The following is a 16,745-nucleotide window of genomic DNA, read 5'->3' on the forward strand; positions in this document are numbered from 1 at the left end:
AATTTTACCAGTCAGTTTTGGAAATGGCTGTTCGATAATAATGTCAAATACTAATGCTAATATTGAGTGCTGAGGGCTATCGTTATAACCATAGCCCCATCTCAAACCATAAATAATATTTTTTAATAAGTGCAGCTAGCCGCGAGAGCAATTAAGCGTCATCACTACTATCATCGATATCTAGCTGTGACAGTACAGCAAGCATCTCTAACACAACCATAGCCGCTTCTGAGCCTTTATTACCAGCTTTAGTACCCGCACGCTCAATCGCTTGCTCGATACTGTCGGTCGTCAATACACCATTTGCTACAGGAATATTATAATCAATGGCAACACTGCTCAAGCCTTTAGCAGATTCACTTGCGACAAAGTCAAAATGCGGCGTGCTACCACGGATAATCGCACCCAAAGCAACAATAGCGTCAAAGCGATCAGACTCAGCAGCGCGCTGGGCAACCAATGGCAACTCAAACGCACCAGGTACACGAATGACAGTAATGTTGCTACCCAATACGCCATGACGAAGCAATGCATCAATCGCGCCATCAACCAATGACTCAACGACAAAACCGTTAAAACGTCCAACGACGATACCGATACGCACGTCTTCATTCTGATGTAAATTGCCATCAATATGGGTCACGTTATTGCGTTGCTGTTGTAAATTTGACATAAAAGATCCTTTGCCGAATGGGCTTTTAATAGAAATATAGGGATAAATAAGGAGTTAAGTATATTGCTAGGTTCAAACCGCCTATTTAACTGGCTAGTGATTAGATAAATTAACTGGTTAGTGACCAGATAAATAGGCAATTAAATGAACGAAAATCAAATGATAATAAGCAGTTAGCGCTATGATAACATTTTTTGCAGCTGCATTTGCATTTTACAAAGGCGTTATAAGCGCATTTGTATGCCTTGCGCTGCCATATATTCTTTGGCTTCCTGAACGGTATACTCGCCAAAGTGAAAAATACTGGCGGCAAGTACGGCATCGACGCCACCTTCTAATACCCCTTCGGCTAAATGCTGTAAATTACCGACGCCGCCGGAGGCAATAACAGGGATATTTACTTGGCTGGTAATTTGCTTCATCAGTGCCAAGTCATAGCCTTTTTTGGTACCATCGCCGTCCATTGAGGTGACCAGTAATTCACCAGCGCCAAGTTCAGCCATTTTGCTTGCCCAAGCAACGGCATCGATACCGGTTGGCTTACGTCCACCGTGAGTAAAAATCTCCCAACGTGGCATGATAATACCTTCAACCTCGATATCCGCGACGCGTTTGGCATCGATAGCCACAACGATACATTGATTACCAAACTTCTGAGACGCTTCACCGACGAACTCAGGGGTAAATACGGCTGCTGAGTTAATCGCCACTTTATCGGCGCCTGCATTGAGCAAATTGCGAATATCGGCGATTTTACGCACACCGCCACCGACGGTTAATGGGACAAATACCGTTTCTGCCATACGCTCAACCGTATGATAGGTGGTATCGCGCTCATCGTTGGTGGCGGTAATGTCTAAAAAAGTAATCTCATCAGCGCCTTGTTCGTTGTAGCGCTTGGCGACTTCGACGGGATCTCCAGCGTCTTTAATATCGACAAACTGTACGCCTTTGACCACGCGACCATTATCAACGTCCAAACAAGGAATGATACGCTTTGCTAACATAGGGTCTTTCACCTTATAATCAATTCATTCAATGCGCTAGTCTAGCAAAATCACCGCCATCTCAGGCAGGTTTTCGCAAGATTAATGTGCTTTTCGCTATCGTTTGCTCATGCGCGTTACAATTGTCGCCATTGCTGTTTACATTCAGCCTATTTAACTTTTTATTTAATTGCCAAAAGTGAGATGTCATGTCCGTCTATACCCAGTTAACCAATGATCAGTTTGCCGCCTTTTGCCAACGTTTTGGCGTCTCGTTTGCGCGTGCGATTCCGATTACCCAAGGTATCAAAAACTCTAACTGGTTTATTCAGACGACTGACGATGTGGATGGCGCGCACTCTTATGTGTTTACGCTATTTGAGGAGCGTCCACCGGAAGATATCGAAAAAATGGCGATTATCTTAAATCAATTGGATGGTAAATTGCCGGTAGCGGCGCCGTTATCACTCGTTGATAGTGCAGAAAAATGTTATGTTATTCAGTATGATAATAAAGCCATTACGCTAGTGCCATGTTTGGCAGGCTTGCATCCACAGCAGACCACGCAAGCGATGTGTCATGAGATTGGCGCCGCTTTAGCGCTGCTTCATGAGACGTTGCAAGCACTACAGCCAAGCGAACAATATGGCGTACCTTTGTATCCGTGGAGTGATGTGCGCGACCGTGAAAGTCAGTTCATGCCATCTGACGAAGCTAAGCTGATGAGTGATATTTGGCAGTCTTATACAGATTTGCCGCTTGCAACTTTACCAAAAGGCTTATGTCATCTAGATATGTTTGCTGACAATACTTTATGGGACTTATCGTTAACGAATAGCCAAAAAGACGAAGAGCGTCTGACAGGTCTATTGGACTTTACCGAAGTCAGCGTTGAGCATTATGTGATGGATATTGCCATTACCATTAATGACTTTTGTACCACGTGGGGCGATGCTGAGCAAGGCGAGTCGGTGAATTTTGACCGCAGCAAAATGGCGGCCTTTTTACAAGGCTATGAATCTAAGCGCACACTTGGTGAAGATGAAAAACGCGCCTTGCCAGTGATGCTCGCCAAAGCAGCAGTTATTTTTTGGTTATTACGCCTAAATGTCATTCATTACAATCGTACCGAAGGGCGTACCGGCGATAATATCATGGTCAAAAACCCTGACTTGATGAAGCGATTGGCGGCTTATCATTGGTCACATGTCGTAAAAGCGCAAAATACGGTATTTGCATTGCTAGATAATACGCTCGTGTCTCAGAAAGACACTCAAATAGTGGGCATTTTTAGCAATAGCACCCAAGCTGAACAAGCGCGTGATAAATTAAGCAATAGCAGTGAGTTTGTCATTAAAGAATATACGCTCGATCAATGAGTATAAGTTGTTTTCGATTAATTTTGTATCAAAAACTATAAAGGCGATCCTATGACCGATCACGTTGATAACTGGCACAAACTGGCACGCTACGATACCAATATGCAAGGCGAGCTGCATGCCAATCTGTTGCGTAACAACGGTATCACGGTTTCTCTACAACCGCTAAGCGCCATTCCAGGGATGAATTCTGGTGTCGTTCTATGGGTAGAAAACACGGACTTAGCACAAGCGCAGCGCATCCTAAATGGTGTTGAAAGCGACGACAATACTGGGGCGGATTTATTGGCTAGTATGAGTGATGTCGAACTTGGTATTGGGTCAGGCAGTCAGCTCAATCATGGCGCAGCAGACAATCACTATAATAAAGGCGGTAAAGCATAAATGTGTCAACTCTTAGGTATGAACTGTAATACCCCAACGGATATTGGTTTTAGCTTTGCAGGGTTTCGTCGTCGCGGTGGTATGACGGACAGCCATGAAGATGGCTTTGGTATTGCGTTTTTTGAACGTAGCGACTGCTCGAATAATGACCGCTTGAATAATAAAAAGTCGGACAATGCCTCGACTGGTCTGCGTTTATTCCATGATAATAAACCAAGCCATTTATCGCCTGTTGCCGATTTGGTCAATAACTATCCGATCAAAGCCATAAATGTTATCGCGCATATTCGTAAAGCCACGCAAGGGCAGAATTGCTTGGCAAATACTCATCCTTTCGTTCGTGAAGTTTGGGGCGAGCAGTGGGTGTTTGCTCATAACGGGCAGATGAACAGCGAGTTTATTAAACGCTGTCAGCGCTTGCAAGATAATGGTAACGCGACGCATTGCCAGCCAGTCGGCTCAACCGACTCTGAAATGGCGTTTTGTTATTTGGTCAATCGCCTGAAAAGTAGCTTTAAAACGCGCCCTGATGACCAAACACTGTTTAATTTTTTGACCACCCAATGCCGTTATTTATCGGCTAATGGATTGTTTAATTGTTTGATATCAAACGGCAGATGGCAATTAGCCTATGCTGGGAGCTTATTGTTTTATCTGACTCGCCAAGCGCCGTTTGGCGAGGCAAAACTGGCTGATGATGATTTGGCGATTAATTTTGGCGACGTCACTACAGATAAAGACAAAGTCACGATACTAGTGACTGTGCCATTGACTGAAAATGAGAAATGGCAACAGCTGGCGGTCAATGAATGCTTGATATTTCAAGATGGTGATATTCTGTTTAAAGACAGCCCAAGTCAGCGTAAGTTTTTGACAATTGAGGAAGGGGTTGCGGTGGCACGGGCGGTTGGAGCGAGTGTTTAAAGTTAGACTACTACCCCAAATAAACCCCACAACAGCGCTTAAACTTCTCTCCAGAGCCGCAAATACACGGCTGTTTCTGACTGATATTCATCTCGACCGTTGAGTCTAAAAAATACCAGCGCGCATCATTATTAGCTTTGCTTTTCATTTGTACAAAAGCAGACAGCTCATGATGCGCCTGCAAGCCGTCAGGTATATTAAAATAAGCCTTAAACTCAACCTGCGCATGGCGTTTGCCTAGCTTTGGCGTATGCGCGACTATTTCTAATCCTGCCCAATCTGTCTCTTTTGCCCACGACTCAATCGCCTGAATATCCAACAATTTTTGCTGTGCAGGTAGTGTGGTCTGGACAATATATTCTGGCTTGACCAAGACAAAGGCGCTATAACGCGACCGCATTAGACGCTCAGCAGAATCCGCTTTTGTACCTTTTGCTTTGTCAGTTTCTTCATTAGCTTCTTCATTAGCTTCTTTGTCACATATGCCATCATGATAAGGCTGACAGCAATCGCTATAAAGTAACGGTGCGCTTATAACGTTCGATGACGGATTAATTTGGCAAGGGCAGGTCTGTGTAGAAAGTTGCATGTTTAACTCTCATTATCGTCTTGAATTTAGCATTTCTATAAGTTTTAACGGTACATGTTTTCTATCATTTCTGGTAAAAGACCGACTTTAAGCTGAGCCCAAGGCATTGGGTCACGCAGCTGCTGCCAAAACGCATCAAACGGTGGCGCAAAAAATACCAGTAGCGCAAGTACTGCATAGAGCAGCAGATACCACCATTTATCTTTATGCTGATAAAACTTCATCGCCGTGCCTGATGAGCGCTTCATTTTCATGCCCATCAAATTGACGCTATATAGCTCGTCTAATGCCAAATGCACCATCGCCCCACCGAATAAAAACAAGCCGTAGAACCAGCTAGCCGTTAACGGTAAGTTTAAAATACTATAGCTTAAATAAGTTAGCCCAAGCCCCAGTATGGCCATATATGGCACAGAGTGAATCACGCCGCGATGCACGGTCATATTGGTAAAAATAGAGAACACTACATAACGCATAAAGCCGTAGCCCGCCAGCCATAACGCTATCAGTGCCAGTAAACTCAGCTCGCTACGCCAATGCATGACCAAACCAAACGCAAAGATAAACGAGGTAATATTAAAGCCAAGTTTAATCGGTGTTGAGTTATCAGAATCCAAATCGGGCAATAATCCCCCGATGGTACCGAGCGCCACGCACATCAAAAACCCAGAATCATCAATCAATCCGGCTTTATAAACCGTCAAACTCAGCGTACCACTGACCATGAATGCGACATTTAAGTGGGTATTAAAATTTGCCATAAAAACTCATCAATAAATAGCGCGCGAAAACGGTATTTCGAGCCGCTCGTCTAGCCGTAAAAAAGCGCTCCATGATACCATAGACAAGCCAGTCGTCTAATAGAGATAATAAATATGACCGCCACTTATTTACCTGTTAAAACCGATTTCCATGCCTCTTGTGATGCACCTTTTGATACTGATTTTAATAAGCCGTCTGTATTTGATAGTAAACTTGATGACAGCTTTGCAGCCATTGACTGGCAAGCGCCATGGCTATGTCATTTAAACCAGTTAAGCTATATTAGTAAAGGCATCACACACCTCAGTGTCTTAAGAGATGATTGTGCTCAGCCAGATAACAACAAAAATACGCCCAATATCATCGCCAAGGTTTTAAATGTAGGATTGCAGCAACAGGTTGACAGCTTGCAACAGTCGCTGCCGCAAACCAAACCTGCGCTGAATAACCACCCCCAAACCTTGAGGTTTGTCTCGCAAGATGCATTGCCAGAAGGCGAGGCGTACGAAAGCTTTATCGCCACGACTGGCAATATTCCAACGCGTGATAACTTGCATGACTTATTTAACGGCAGTATTTGGCTGACTTTTCCCAAAACCAAAGCGCTGCTCAACTACTATCATATGCTTGAGATTGATCGGCAGGGTATTGGGAGCAGTCGCGGGCGTGTCCGCGATACCATCACGGTATTTGATGAAAACGGTGCAGTGTTAGTGACGTCTGAGCCTCGTATTGGTGAAGCATTGATTGACTTTGATTGGCAGGCAAGTTTGGTAGAGCCGCGTGCGCAGTGGGAAAGTCCAAAACAACTTGATGGAAACGCTCAAGCTGCGGTTTATGTTTTTGGTCATGCGCTGCTTGAGAAGCTACTACAACCGCGCAAAGCGTTATGCGCCCATAGTATCGTTATCTATGTGACCCAAGAATTTTTTGCCTTAACGCTAGCTGAGCGTATCTGTTATTTAGATCAGAAAGTAGCTGATTATATGGATACCTTATTATCTCAATCGGATGTGACAGCGCGCAAATTGTCTCCATTACCTATTTTGGGTGTGCCATACTTTTGGGCTGAAAATGCCACTCCTAGCTTTTATGAGGACAGCCAAGTGTTTCGAAGTGGTCGCCGTAAGAAAATATAAATGAATTTACTGATTTAAATGCTTAAGCTATTGTCACAGTTACTATTCTGCCACGATTCTCTAACCAGTTGGCGTTAACAAATCTATGCTAATTTGTTATGGTTATAGCAAGTTATTGTTAACAGTGCTTGTTATCTACGCCTTATATCCTTGGCGCTACTCATTTAATCAAATATTTCTATTAGCTGTTTTTTAAGAAAATACAAATTTACTATGACAAAAAATTTACTGCATTAACGCATTTAGCCACCTGTTATCAATACGGATTTCATAATAGTTCACAACATAGATAAGGAAGCTACCATGAGTGATATTTTTGATGTAAAAGACACCATTTCGGTCGATGGCAAGGAACATGCCTATTACAGCTTGCCAAAATTAACCGAAACTTACGAAAACATTAGCAAGCTGCCGTTTTGCATGAAAGTCGTTTTAGAGAATTTATTGCGTAATGAAGATGACGGTCAGTCGGTCGGCAAGAATCATATTGAAGCGGTTGCCAACTGGGATGCAGGCGCCGAAGCGTCAAAAGAAATCGCCTTTATGCCAGCCCGTGTCGTCTTGCAAGATTTCACTGGTGTGCCGTCGGTGGTCGATTTGGCCGCGATGCGCGATGCGGTGGTTGAGCTTGGCGGTAGAGCGGAGCAAATTAACCCCTTTATTCCAAGTGAATTGGTCGTTGATCACTCTGTACAGGTTGATGCCTATGGCCGCGAAGATGCGATAGATCTTAACGAGAAGATTGAGTTTAAGCGCAATAATGAACGTTATGAGTTCTTGCATTGGGGTCGTAACGCCTTTAAAAACTTCGTTGTGGTACCACCAGCCACGGGTATTGTGCATCAGGTGAACCTAGAGTATTTAGCACGCGTCGTAATGGCTGCTGAAGTCGATAATGGCGATGGGGTTGAGCTGACCGCTTATCCTGATACGGTATTTGGTACGGACAGTCATACCACTATGATTAATGGTATTGGTGTGCTTGGTTGGGGCGTGGGCGGTATTGAAGCGGAAGCTGCAATGCTTGGGCAACCATCCTCGATGCTGATTCCACAAGTGGTTGGTTTTGAGCTGACGGGTAAGTTAATGGAAGGTGTTACTGCAACGGATTTGGTCTTACGCGTGGTTGAGATGCTCCGTGCGCATGGTGTGGTTGGTAAGTTCGTCGAGTTTTACGGCGAAGGTCTACACAGCATGCCGCTTGCAGATCGTGCCACCATTGCCAATATGGCACCGGAATATGGTGCAACTTGTGGTATTTTCCCGATTGACCAAATGGCGATTGATTATCTACGTCTATCAGGTCGTACTGAGGCGCAAATTGAGCTGGTTGAAAAGTATGCCAAGGTGCAAGGCTTGTGGCATGATGCAGACACGCCGGCGGCGACTTATTCAAGCAAGTTGGAATTGGATTTATCATCAGTACAGCCAGCCCTTGCCGGTCCGAATTTGCCACAGCAGCGTATTAATCTATCTGACATGCACGAAAAATTTGGCGAAACGTTAGAAAAAATGAATAAAGATCGCAAATCGGAAGTCGAAGGTAAAGTGCGCTTTGACCAAGAAGGCGGTGAGCAAGAGCAAGCCGAGACCTTAGCCGCACAGCCAAAAATCGATCACAATCAAAATGATGGATATCAGCCTGCAAATGGCGTGTTCTCTACCGTCAGTATCGAGGAAAAAGACCATAAGCTGCGTGATGGTTCCGTCGTTATCGCCGCTATTACGTCTTGTACCAATACCTCAAACCCAGCCGTTATGATTGGTGCAGGGTTAGTTGCCAAAAAAGCTGCGGCAAAAGGTCTAAAAGCTAAGCCTTGGGTTAAAACGTCATTAGCACCAGGTTCAAAAGTCGTGACCGATTATCTTGAAAAAACCAAACTGATGGATGAGCTGGAAAAAACGGGCTTTTACTTAGTGGGTTACGGTTGTACCACTTGTATCGGTAACTCAGGACCGCTGCTTGAGAGTATTGAAAAGGGTATTGAAGAAAACGACTTGGTCGCTGCCGCCGTACTCTCAGGTAACCGTAACTTTGAAGGTCGTATTCACTCGCATGTCAAAGCCAGCTACTTGGCGTCGCCACCATTGGTGGTTGCCTATGCGCTGGCAGGTACCGTTGATATTGACTTGACCACGCATCCGCTAGGACAAGACCAAGAGGGTAATGATGTTTATCTCAAAGACATTTGGCCGACGTCAGAAGAAATTAACGAGCTGATTGCCAATAATATTGACGCTGACATGTTCCGCAAAAACTACGGTGAAGTATTTAAAGGTAGTGCAGCATGGAACGCCATTAGCTCAGCCGATAGTCAGTTATATCCATGGAGCGAAGCGTCTACTTATATTAAGAACCCACCGTTCTTTGATGGCATGACCATGGAGCCAGAAGGTATCCCTGATATCCAAGGCGCGCGTATCTTAGGTCTATTCGGTGATTCAATCACCACTGACCATATCTCACCAGCTGGTAATATTGATGCTGACTCTCCTGCGGGTAAGTACTTGCAAGGGCGCGGTGTAATGGAAGCTGACTTCAACAGTTATGGCTCGCGCCGTGGTAATGATGCAGTCATGACTCGCGGTACTTTTGCCAATATCCGTATCAAAAACGCCATGATGGCTGGCAAAGAGGGCGGCTATACCTATTACTTCAACGGCGATAGCGCCACGCTACAAGACGGTGAAGAGATGTCCATCTATGATGCGGCTATGAAGTATAAAGAAGAAAAGCGTCCGCTCGTCGTTCTTGGTGGTGCAGAGTACGGTTCGGGCTCTAGTCGTGATTGGGCAGCGAAGGGTACTATTCTACTTGGGGTAAAAGCGGTATTGACCAGCTCGTTTGAGCGAATTCACCGTTCAAACCTAGTCGGTATGGGTGTGTTGCCATTAACCTTTAAAGACGGTGAGAATGCAGGGACTTATAATCTAAACGGTTCAGAAGTGCTTAGTATCACTGGTCTAGATAATGGCGAAAGCAAAACAGCAAAAGTCACTGCCACACGTGCCGATGGCTCAACTGAGAGCTTTGACGTCAATGTCATGTTACAGACGCCAAAAGAGCGCGAATACGTGCGTCACGGCGGTGTATTGCATTATGTGCTACGTCAACTGGCAGCTGAGAGCAAAGACGCTGCGTAATAATTGATTAGACTTAGTATGGCAAAGAGCCCAATCGCAAAGATTGGGTTTTTTCATATTTTAAGATAAAAGGAGTGACTATTGTCATCCGCTTATATCTGGCGTTTCTGTTGAAGAGATATTACCTTCAGTTGAGTTCTGGCAACCTTCTCAATCATAACGGATATAGCGAGGGTCATATCTAAAATACGTTTAGATGCAATACTAAATAAAGATTGAAAAGTGTCGGAAAAAATTATAAATTACTTATTTATTAAGCTCAGAATCTTACTAAGATTATTTACATCTTGTGATAATAATATGGAAGATATATCAGGAGTTATTTGTGGCAATTGATTTGACCACTTTGTTAGTGAATTGTCCCCAAAGGGATGTATGGCATTAACACATTTAATAGAGTGCTTTTCCAATATATTGTTGAATTGGTCATAGGTAGCCATATTACTAAAATACTTTTCGTATAAGCTATCTAACACTTTATAATTTCTTAATGTGTTTGAACTGCTGTATTTAGAGTCAAATATATAATAACTTACATCATCTTGCTCTTGTTTTACTAGAACGAAGTCAGGATTGTAGTAGTTGTATTTACTTTTTGGATTGTTCTTGTTTAAAGCTACTAAGTCATTATGTTGAGTATTCTCGTTGAATCCGAGAATTTTTTTCTCGTAATAAAGATTTAACAAAGAATCTTCTTTACGAAAATTAATTTGAGATGGGATAAAACGTTTAAAAAAAGAATGTTCTACCGAACTAGTAATTTTCCATCCATCATTGTGTAAAACGTCAATCAGCTTATACATTGTAAATAATTCATATATTTTAGATGTCGACCTAATTTTAGCCAAGTCATGATCAATTCCAATGTTAGGGTTACCTAATGAGTACCAGTCTTCTAAATAACTATAGACTGTCAAATAGAAACTAGACTTCCTTGCGAATGGTGTTAGCTTAGGAGGAATAAAACCTTCAAAATTAATTTTTAACTTTCTTTGAAGGAAATATAACAATCCATCAGTATGATTAAGTACAGAATCGATTCTTTTTTGCATTCCAGAAGTTGTTAGCTGTACATATAAATCATCAATATTAAAATTGTTTAACTTATAAAATGGTTTGATTGTTTCGTATTCTTTATCATATGTTGGTCGATATATTTTTTTATCAATAGCATCTGATATAATTAATAGATTTTCTTTAATTGATACTAGCCCACCAAGTAGAATTTTATTCTCTTCTAAATTATAGCTGTCAATATAATTTTCTCTTTGTATATTATCTAATGAATAAATTTTACCGAACAATGTGAGAGAGTTCGGAGAATAACTTTGATAGAGTTGATCTAGATTATTAATCACATCATATGGATTGATATTATAAAAATTTTTTTCGTTAGCATTTTCTTTTATTAAATCTAGTCTATTTCTCAATTCTTTATGTAAGTAGGAACTTCTTTTTTCAAAAACACTAACTATATTTTCAGCTAAACTAATAATTGTATCAAAACTAGCTTCGAAATCACCATCATTTTTAGACTTGTATTTTGTTCTAGAAAAGCATAAATCCAATATTCTTTCATTATTTTCTAACAAATATGACATCATGCTTTTTATGTTTTTAAATTTTTTCTCATCAGTTGATACATTAAATAATAGTTCACTAAGTATTTCGTCGTCAATAAATATTCTTACATTACTATACCCAAAGCTTTCACGAAATAGATGATTGGTTTCTGATTTAAAGATTAATCCATTTTCTAGTGCTATACATGGAACTTCATAGTCCTCTAAAAATATCTTAACTTTTTTTGAAGAAAAGTACTCACTATTTGGTCCAATAACCTCAAACTCAACTGTGTCCATATCAGATACATTGATAACTGGTGTAACCAAGACTTCTTCACCGCTTAAATGAACTCTTATATCAATCATTAAATTTACCAACAAAAGAAGTCATAAGTGTGTAAGTCAGCATTTCCATTACTTATAATAGTATCTAAATAATCAACAGAACGATCTAACTCTTCTTCAGATAAAACTTCTCTCAAGCGGCTTAATCTTTTACTAAAGTTTTTACCATGTCCTCTCAGCAAAGGTAGAATCATCTGTAAAACTGCATAATCGAGTGCTGATAATTTATCATCTATAGAGAATTCACGCATTAGAGGTCTTGCTCTATTACAGTACTGCTTAATAGCTATTTCTTTTCGGCTACTGATAATTATTGGTTTACCTAATTCACCATTCCTTTCTTCGAGTACTTTCTTAACCTTTCCATAAATTCTATATTCATTTTCAATGAATTCAGGCCTGTTCTTAGTTTTACCAAAGCATTTCTCCATGATTTCATAAGGAATCGGCATCTCTAGTGGATGCTCTTCGTCAATGTCTTTACCTATACTTGTTGTAATTGAATTTGGTTCTAGCACTATAATTGGTGATCTATCAATTAAACGAGGAGACAAGTACTCAGTGGTACTATCATAATTAATAGTAGCAATAAATCTTAAATTCTCTGGAATTTGAATTTGATTATCACCCAAAGTTAGTTTTTTACTTTCTTTAGGGTCGGTTAGACCCATAAATGAAGACCAATAATGCTCTAATGGACTTAGGTTTGCTTCGTCGAGTAGAACTAGGGAAATAGGAACTGGTAAATCTATCAACTTATCTTCTTCGCTTAATGCATATAAGAACTCATATAGCCCTGTACTACTAGATTGAAACTTATTAGAAATTGGATTAAAAAAACCGATCAGGTCTTTTTGTCCTGTCCAGCTTCTTGCAACGGGAATCTCAAGGAATCTTTGCTGTTGAATGCCATAAATTTTAGCGACGAGTCTAGCTAAGGTAGTCTTACCACCACCAGGTAATCCTGCTAGAAAACAAATAAAAGATTGTTGTAGAGTTACTGTTATATTAATAATGTCAAGGATCGAAAAATTTCTATCTTCTTTCCTCATACTATGATCAATATATTTCAAAATATCTTGTGCAGTACTATTTGACATATCAATAGATGTTACATGTTGACTAACATTTTTTGAAATTTCTTTATTTGATAGACCTATATTTCCATTAATAGCTTCTACGAATGGTTTGAGTTCAAGTAGTCTATTACGTAGCTTATCTTCATGCTCATTGAATAAAGCCTTGAGTGATGATGTTTCTTTCTCAATCTCACCTTGTCTTTTTACTTCTATCTTATATTCATTAGTTGCTTCTTCAATTTTTTTTTCCAATTCATTTAAAGAACTAAGTTTTTTATACTTTTCTAGTAGAGGCTTAACCTGTTCATTTAGCTCAATTAACTGCTCTTTTTTTTGTGTAACTTTTTGATCTAAATCTTCATTTACCTTCAGATTATCAATTACATCAGAGTTGACCTTAATGTGATTGGCTTTTTCAATTTCCTTTCCTAGATCAATTAATTCCTGCTTATTAAACTCAATCTTCTCTTGAAGGTTTTCAAGTTCGCCATTGTTTTTTCTAAATTCATCTTCGAGCTGTCCTCTATAATTATCTCTGATATTAGATAAGTAATTATCTTCATTTTTATCAATATATTTTTTAGTAACTTTCTCACCTAATTCAGTGCGTAAGAATTTGCTAAAACCATCTATAACCTCAGATTCAAATAGTAAATGAGTATCAGAAATATCTTTTAGCTTGTTGAGCTTTTCAGTAAAGCTTTTATGATTGTATCTCGGAAATTTTTTTATTTTAGCTTCTATAGAAGCTAAATCAACTTTTTTATCATTAAAGCCAATATCTTTAGCAATTTTGATAAAATTGTTTACTATATCTTCATCTGAAGAGTAGTCAGTAGTCAATAAATGAGTATCATTGTGTAAATCAGTTAAGTTTTCAAAATAGAATCTTTCACCCTCCTCTAGAGAGCAATGTAATACATGTTTGTTTAAATCTTCAAATTTTGCCGAATAAATATTACCACCTGCTAGCTGTCTACCGGGCATAGGTGAGTCGATCTTTCTTAACGTAATATTATTTTCATCGCCCTCATTTTGATCCCATTTGAACGGTCCATAACAGGTGCCATCATCATTTATATATATGTATGAGGTGCTAGGAACCTTTGAAATTCCAATTGTCATTTCATTAGGGTTAGGCAATGTATTGACAATAATTTCAACCATTTCTCTAGGTTTTAAAGTAGAAGCTTCTGAAGCCTTTGTAACATACTTACAGTTTCTTTCAGGCCTAGTGTCTTCAGAGTCATACATTGACTCTATGACAGTTACTTTAAACAGTTCAAATTCTTTGAATTTATTGTCTATTTCTTCATAATCTCTCGTGACAAAAATTTTCTTTGAAGGACAAAAGTTTAGAGCATCTAACTCAATATAAGAGTCACCATCTTTAGCGGCTACAGCTCTTAAATAACCCAAAGTAGGCTTATTCTGTTGAGCCTGAAGCTTATAAACAATTACTTCTTTTGATAAATTTTCCATTATTAGACACTTACCATCTATAGTTAGATTTACTTAAAAATTGAACCTAATATATCATAGAAAGGCAAATTGCCTATCCATAATCAACAAAATTTTGCTATTAGTATTGTATATCTACAATTTTAAAAAAATATGTTATTACTAGCCTGATTTAATCAATATACAATTTCAGCTATAACATGGCAGATTAAGTCTTTTAATAATTTCCTGTGAAAACTTTAAAAGTCTAGCCCATCTTTGCTCTACAGTAGATAGAACGTGCTTCAAGCCAGAGTTAATTGATTCGTAAAAGAATATGTTTACAGTACACATCAGGGTAAATTTATTTCTAATAAGGTAGTACAGTCTAGATTACATATAGTCAGTTCAATATGAAAGAGGTACGTTAAAAATAGCGTTCTGCTAGTATAAACTTTCCTCGCTTGCTGTGCGCTTCGCACTCCAAAGGCTTCGAAAAATCTATCCTAGAAGCACTGTATTCTTTTTAAATTGAATCGACTATAGTATCTTTTACGCTGCTAGACGCTCGTTATTACTAGCTTAAAAACATTTTTTTTGATATCACATTGCAATGTTAGGTTCCTTATTCAACCTTTCTCAGTCAGCAGCTTGATCCCCATTCCAATAAATATAACCCCACTTATTCTATTTAAAATCACTTCTATCGTGGGATTTTTGCGCAGGTTTTCACTGAATTTTGACGCTAATAATGCCAAACACGAGCACCATATAAAACCGGTTGTCGCAAAGGTCAGACCAAGTATCAAAAACGACAGCATACTATTGGTATAACTGGGGTTAATAAATTGCGGGAAGAATGCGAGGAAAAATAAGGCAACTTTTGGGTTAAAGGTATTGGTGATAACCCCTTGCTTATAGATCTGCCATCTATCTAAAGATTGAGCAGTTGCCATTTTTTTCTCATCATGTGCATTACTAGCAAGTAAAGGCGTCTGTTTACTAGTCAGCATTTTAAAGCCTAGATAGCATAAGTAGCTCGCACCAATATATTTCACTAGCGTAAATGCAAGTGGGGAACTGGCCAATAATACGGACAACCCAAACGCAGCCAATAAAGTATGAACTAAAATCCCCGAGGTAATCCCTAGTACCGAATAGAACCCAGCAGTTTGTCCTTGCGACATACTACGAGTGATGATATACATACTATCGGTACCAGGGGTTACGTTTAACAAAATGGCAGCAAGTATAAATCCAAGATAGTTCTCAATACCAAACATAGCCAATACTTCCTTGTGATAGCAGTTAAGCTCTTTATTTTATAGAGCACCTTTACCTTGCATTCTATCAATATTTCTAATGGTATATATAGCTTTGCTAGCACTTTACAGAAACGACAAATAATAAAAAGCCCAGTCACCATATGATGACTGGGCTTTTTATTGTTCGCTTATTAGTCTAACCTGATGCCTAAAGGTGCTGAGCAAAAGCGCTAACAAGTGACGCCGTATAGTGGCGTCCCCAGGGGGATTCGAACCCCCGTTACCGCCGTGAAAGGGCAGTGTCCTAGGCCTCTAGACGATGGGGACGCATAGAGTGTTATAACCAGTGGCTACAACGGTACTTCACAATATCAGAGAGCTTATCTATGAATAATAGAGCAAACTGTGCCTAGGTGCTGATATCGTCCTACTAGCGAGTATTTATGTTAAAGTTTCAGTAAACTGAGCTTTGTCGTAAATAGTATGGTGGAGCTAAACGGAGTCGAACCGTTGACCCCTTGCATGCCATGCAAGTGCTCTACCAACTGAGCTATAGCCCCTCGCTAAGAGTGTGCATATTTTAGGTAACAGTAGCAGTCTTGTCAACTGCTATTTTAAAAATAATGCATAAAATTGCTAAAAAACTGTTTAACGCTGTTTTTCTTGATGAGTTCCTGCTTGATATTTCCAAATCAACGAGGATTTTGCGTGAGAGCAATCTCTTTAATGGCTTTATCGGTAAAGAACGCTTCTTCCTTACCATCAGAGAAAATAATAGCACAACATTCTGTGGGGATATATTGCCCACCTTTTTGTTGTACTGTACTGATACCTTTAAAGCCAATAATGTCAGATTCTTTTAATCGTTCTAAATTATGATTGGTATGATTACAGTAAGTGGTATATATCCACTTTAAATCTTCAAAATCTTGACCTGTGGTGAGGGTAAGCTTGGCATCATAAAGCTCTTTTACAATCGCATCATAGTATTTCTGTGCTTCTTTGAGTGTGTTAAAGACATAATCTTTGCTTTCTATGGTGACGGTTTTGGCGGCCATATTTATTTCCAAT

13 protein-coding genes and 2 tRNA genes are annotated in these 16,745 nt (G+C 39.9%); 5 read left to right on the top strand and 10 right to left on the bottom strand.

The window, feature by feature from the left end; genetic code table 11:
- Positions 1–151: 151 nt before the first annotated feature.
- Entirely contained in the window at positions 152–673 is a 522-nt protein-coding gene (gene ribH, locus JMW90_RS08740; RefSeq protein ID WP_201563274.1) for a 6,7-dimethyl-8-ribityllumazine synthase, read from the bottom strand.
- A gap of 224 nt (positions 674–897) precedes the next feature.
- Positions 898–1,680: an imidazole glycerol phosphate synthase subunit HisF gene (gene hisF / locus JMW90_RS08745; RefSeq protein ID WP_201563275.1), complete on the bottom strand. Its 783-nt coding sequence runs from the start codon at positions 1,678–1,680 to the stop codon at positions 898–900.
- A gap of 188 nt (positions 1,681–1,868) precedes the next feature.
- Here hisF and JMW90_RS08750 point away from each other — a divergent pair, with 188 nt between their 5' ends.
- Genes JMW90_RS08750 through JMW90_RS08760 form a run of 3 tightly spaced genes read left to right on the top strand, consistent with a single transcriptional unit; the run spans position 1,869 to position 4,346 of the window.
- The gene (locus JMW90_RS08750; protein WP_201563277.1) at positions 1,869–3,038 is read left to right on the top strand and encodes a homoserine kinase; all 1,170 of its coding nucleotides are present in this window, start codon (positions 1,869–1,871) and stop codon (positions 3,036–3,038) included.
- Between the two features lie 51 nt (positions 3,039–3,089).
- A complete protein-coding gene (locus tag JMW90_RS13735; RefSeq protein WP_227691915.1) occupies positions 3,090–3,422 on the top strand; it encodes a hypothetical protein in 333 nt (110 codons plus the stop codon).
- The gene (locus JMW90_RS08760; protein WP_201563279.1) at positions 3,423–4,346 is read left to right on the top strand and encodes a class II glutamine amidotransferase; all 924 of its coding nucleotides are present in this window, start codon (positions 3,423–3,425) and stop codon (positions 4,344–4,346) included.
- 10 nt (positions 4,347–4,356) lie between these two features.
- Here the strand turns inward: JMW90_RS08760 and JMW90_RS08765 are convergent, their stop codons facing one another.
- The gene (locus JMW90_RS08765) at positions 4,357–4,935 is read right to left on the bottom strand and encodes a YchJ family protein (protein WP_201563281.1); all 579 of its coding nucleotides are present in this window, start codon (positions 4,933–4,935) and stop codon (positions 4,357–4,359) included.
- Positions 4,936–4,979: 44 nt separating this feature from the next.
- Entirely contained in the window at positions 4,980–5,696 is a 717-nt protein-coding gene (locus JMW90_RS08770) for a metal-dependent hydrolase (RefSeq protein ID WP_201563284.1), read from the bottom strand.
- A 114-nt stretch (positions 5,697–5,810) separates the two neighbouring features.
- Between JMW90_RS08770 and JMW90_RS08775 the strand changes: the two genes are divergently transcribed.
- Positions 5,811–6,836: a DUF3025 domain-containing protein gene (locus tag JMW90_RS08775; RefSeq protein WP_201563286.1), complete on the top strand. Its 1,026-nt coding sequence runs from the start codon at positions 5,811–5,813 to the stop codon at positions 6,834–6,836.
- A gap of 303 nt (positions 6,837–7,139) precedes the next feature.
- Complete coding sequence (gene acnA / locus JMW90_RS08780) at positions 7,140–9,980, top strand: aconitate hydratase AcnA (RefSeq protein ID WP_201563288.1); 2,841 nt, start codon at positions 7,140–7,142, stop codon at positions 9,978–9,980.
- Positions 9,981–10,222: 242 nt separating this feature from the next.
- Here acnA and JMW90_RS08785 read toward each other — a convergent pair whose 3' ends face one another.
- The 6 genes from JMW90_RS08785 to JMW90_RS08810 all read right to left on the bottom strand — a co-directional run bounded on the left by JMW90_RS08785 (position 10,223) and on the right by JMW90_RS08810 (position 16,732).
- Positions 10,223–11,911 (bottom strand): hypothetical protein, encoded by a 1,689-nt coding sequence (locus tag JMW90_RS08785; protein ID WP_201563290.1) that lies wholly within the window; start codon positions 11,909–11,911, stop codon positions 10,223–10,225.
- 5 nt (positions 11,912–11,916) lie between these two features.
- A complete protein-coding gene (locus JMW90_RS08790; protein ID WP_201563292.1) occupies positions 11,917–14,451 on the bottom strand; it encodes an ATP-binding protein in 2,535 nt (844 codons plus the stop codon).
- Between the two features lie 587 nt (positions 14,452–15,038).
- Complete coding sequence (locus JMW90_RS08795) at positions 15,039–15,692, bottom strand: LysE family translocator (protein WP_201563294.1); 654 nt, start codon at positions 15,690–15,692, stop codon at positions 15,039–15,041.
- 233 nt (positions 15,693–15,925) lie between these two features.
- Positions 15,926–16,001: transfer RNA gene (locus tag JMW90_RS08800), tRNA-Glu, on the bottom strand.
- A 157-nt stretch (positions 16,002–16,158) separates the two neighbouring features.
- Positions 16,159–16,234, bottom strand: a tRNA-Ala gene (locus JMW90_RS08805).
- Between the two features lie 132 nt (positions 16,235–16,366).
- Complete coding sequence (locus JMW90_RS08810) at positions 16,367–16,732, bottom strand: hypothetical protein (protein WP_201563296.1); 366 nt, start codon at positions 16,730–16,732, stop codon at positions 16,367–16,369.
- Positions 16,733–16,745: the final 13 nt, after the last annotated feature.

Source organism: Psychrobacter glacincola, assembly GCF_904846215.1.
GTDB classification, from domain to species: Bacteria; Pseudomonadota; Gammaproteobacteria; order Pseudomonadales; family Moraxellaceae; genus Psychrobacter; species Psychrobacter glacincola.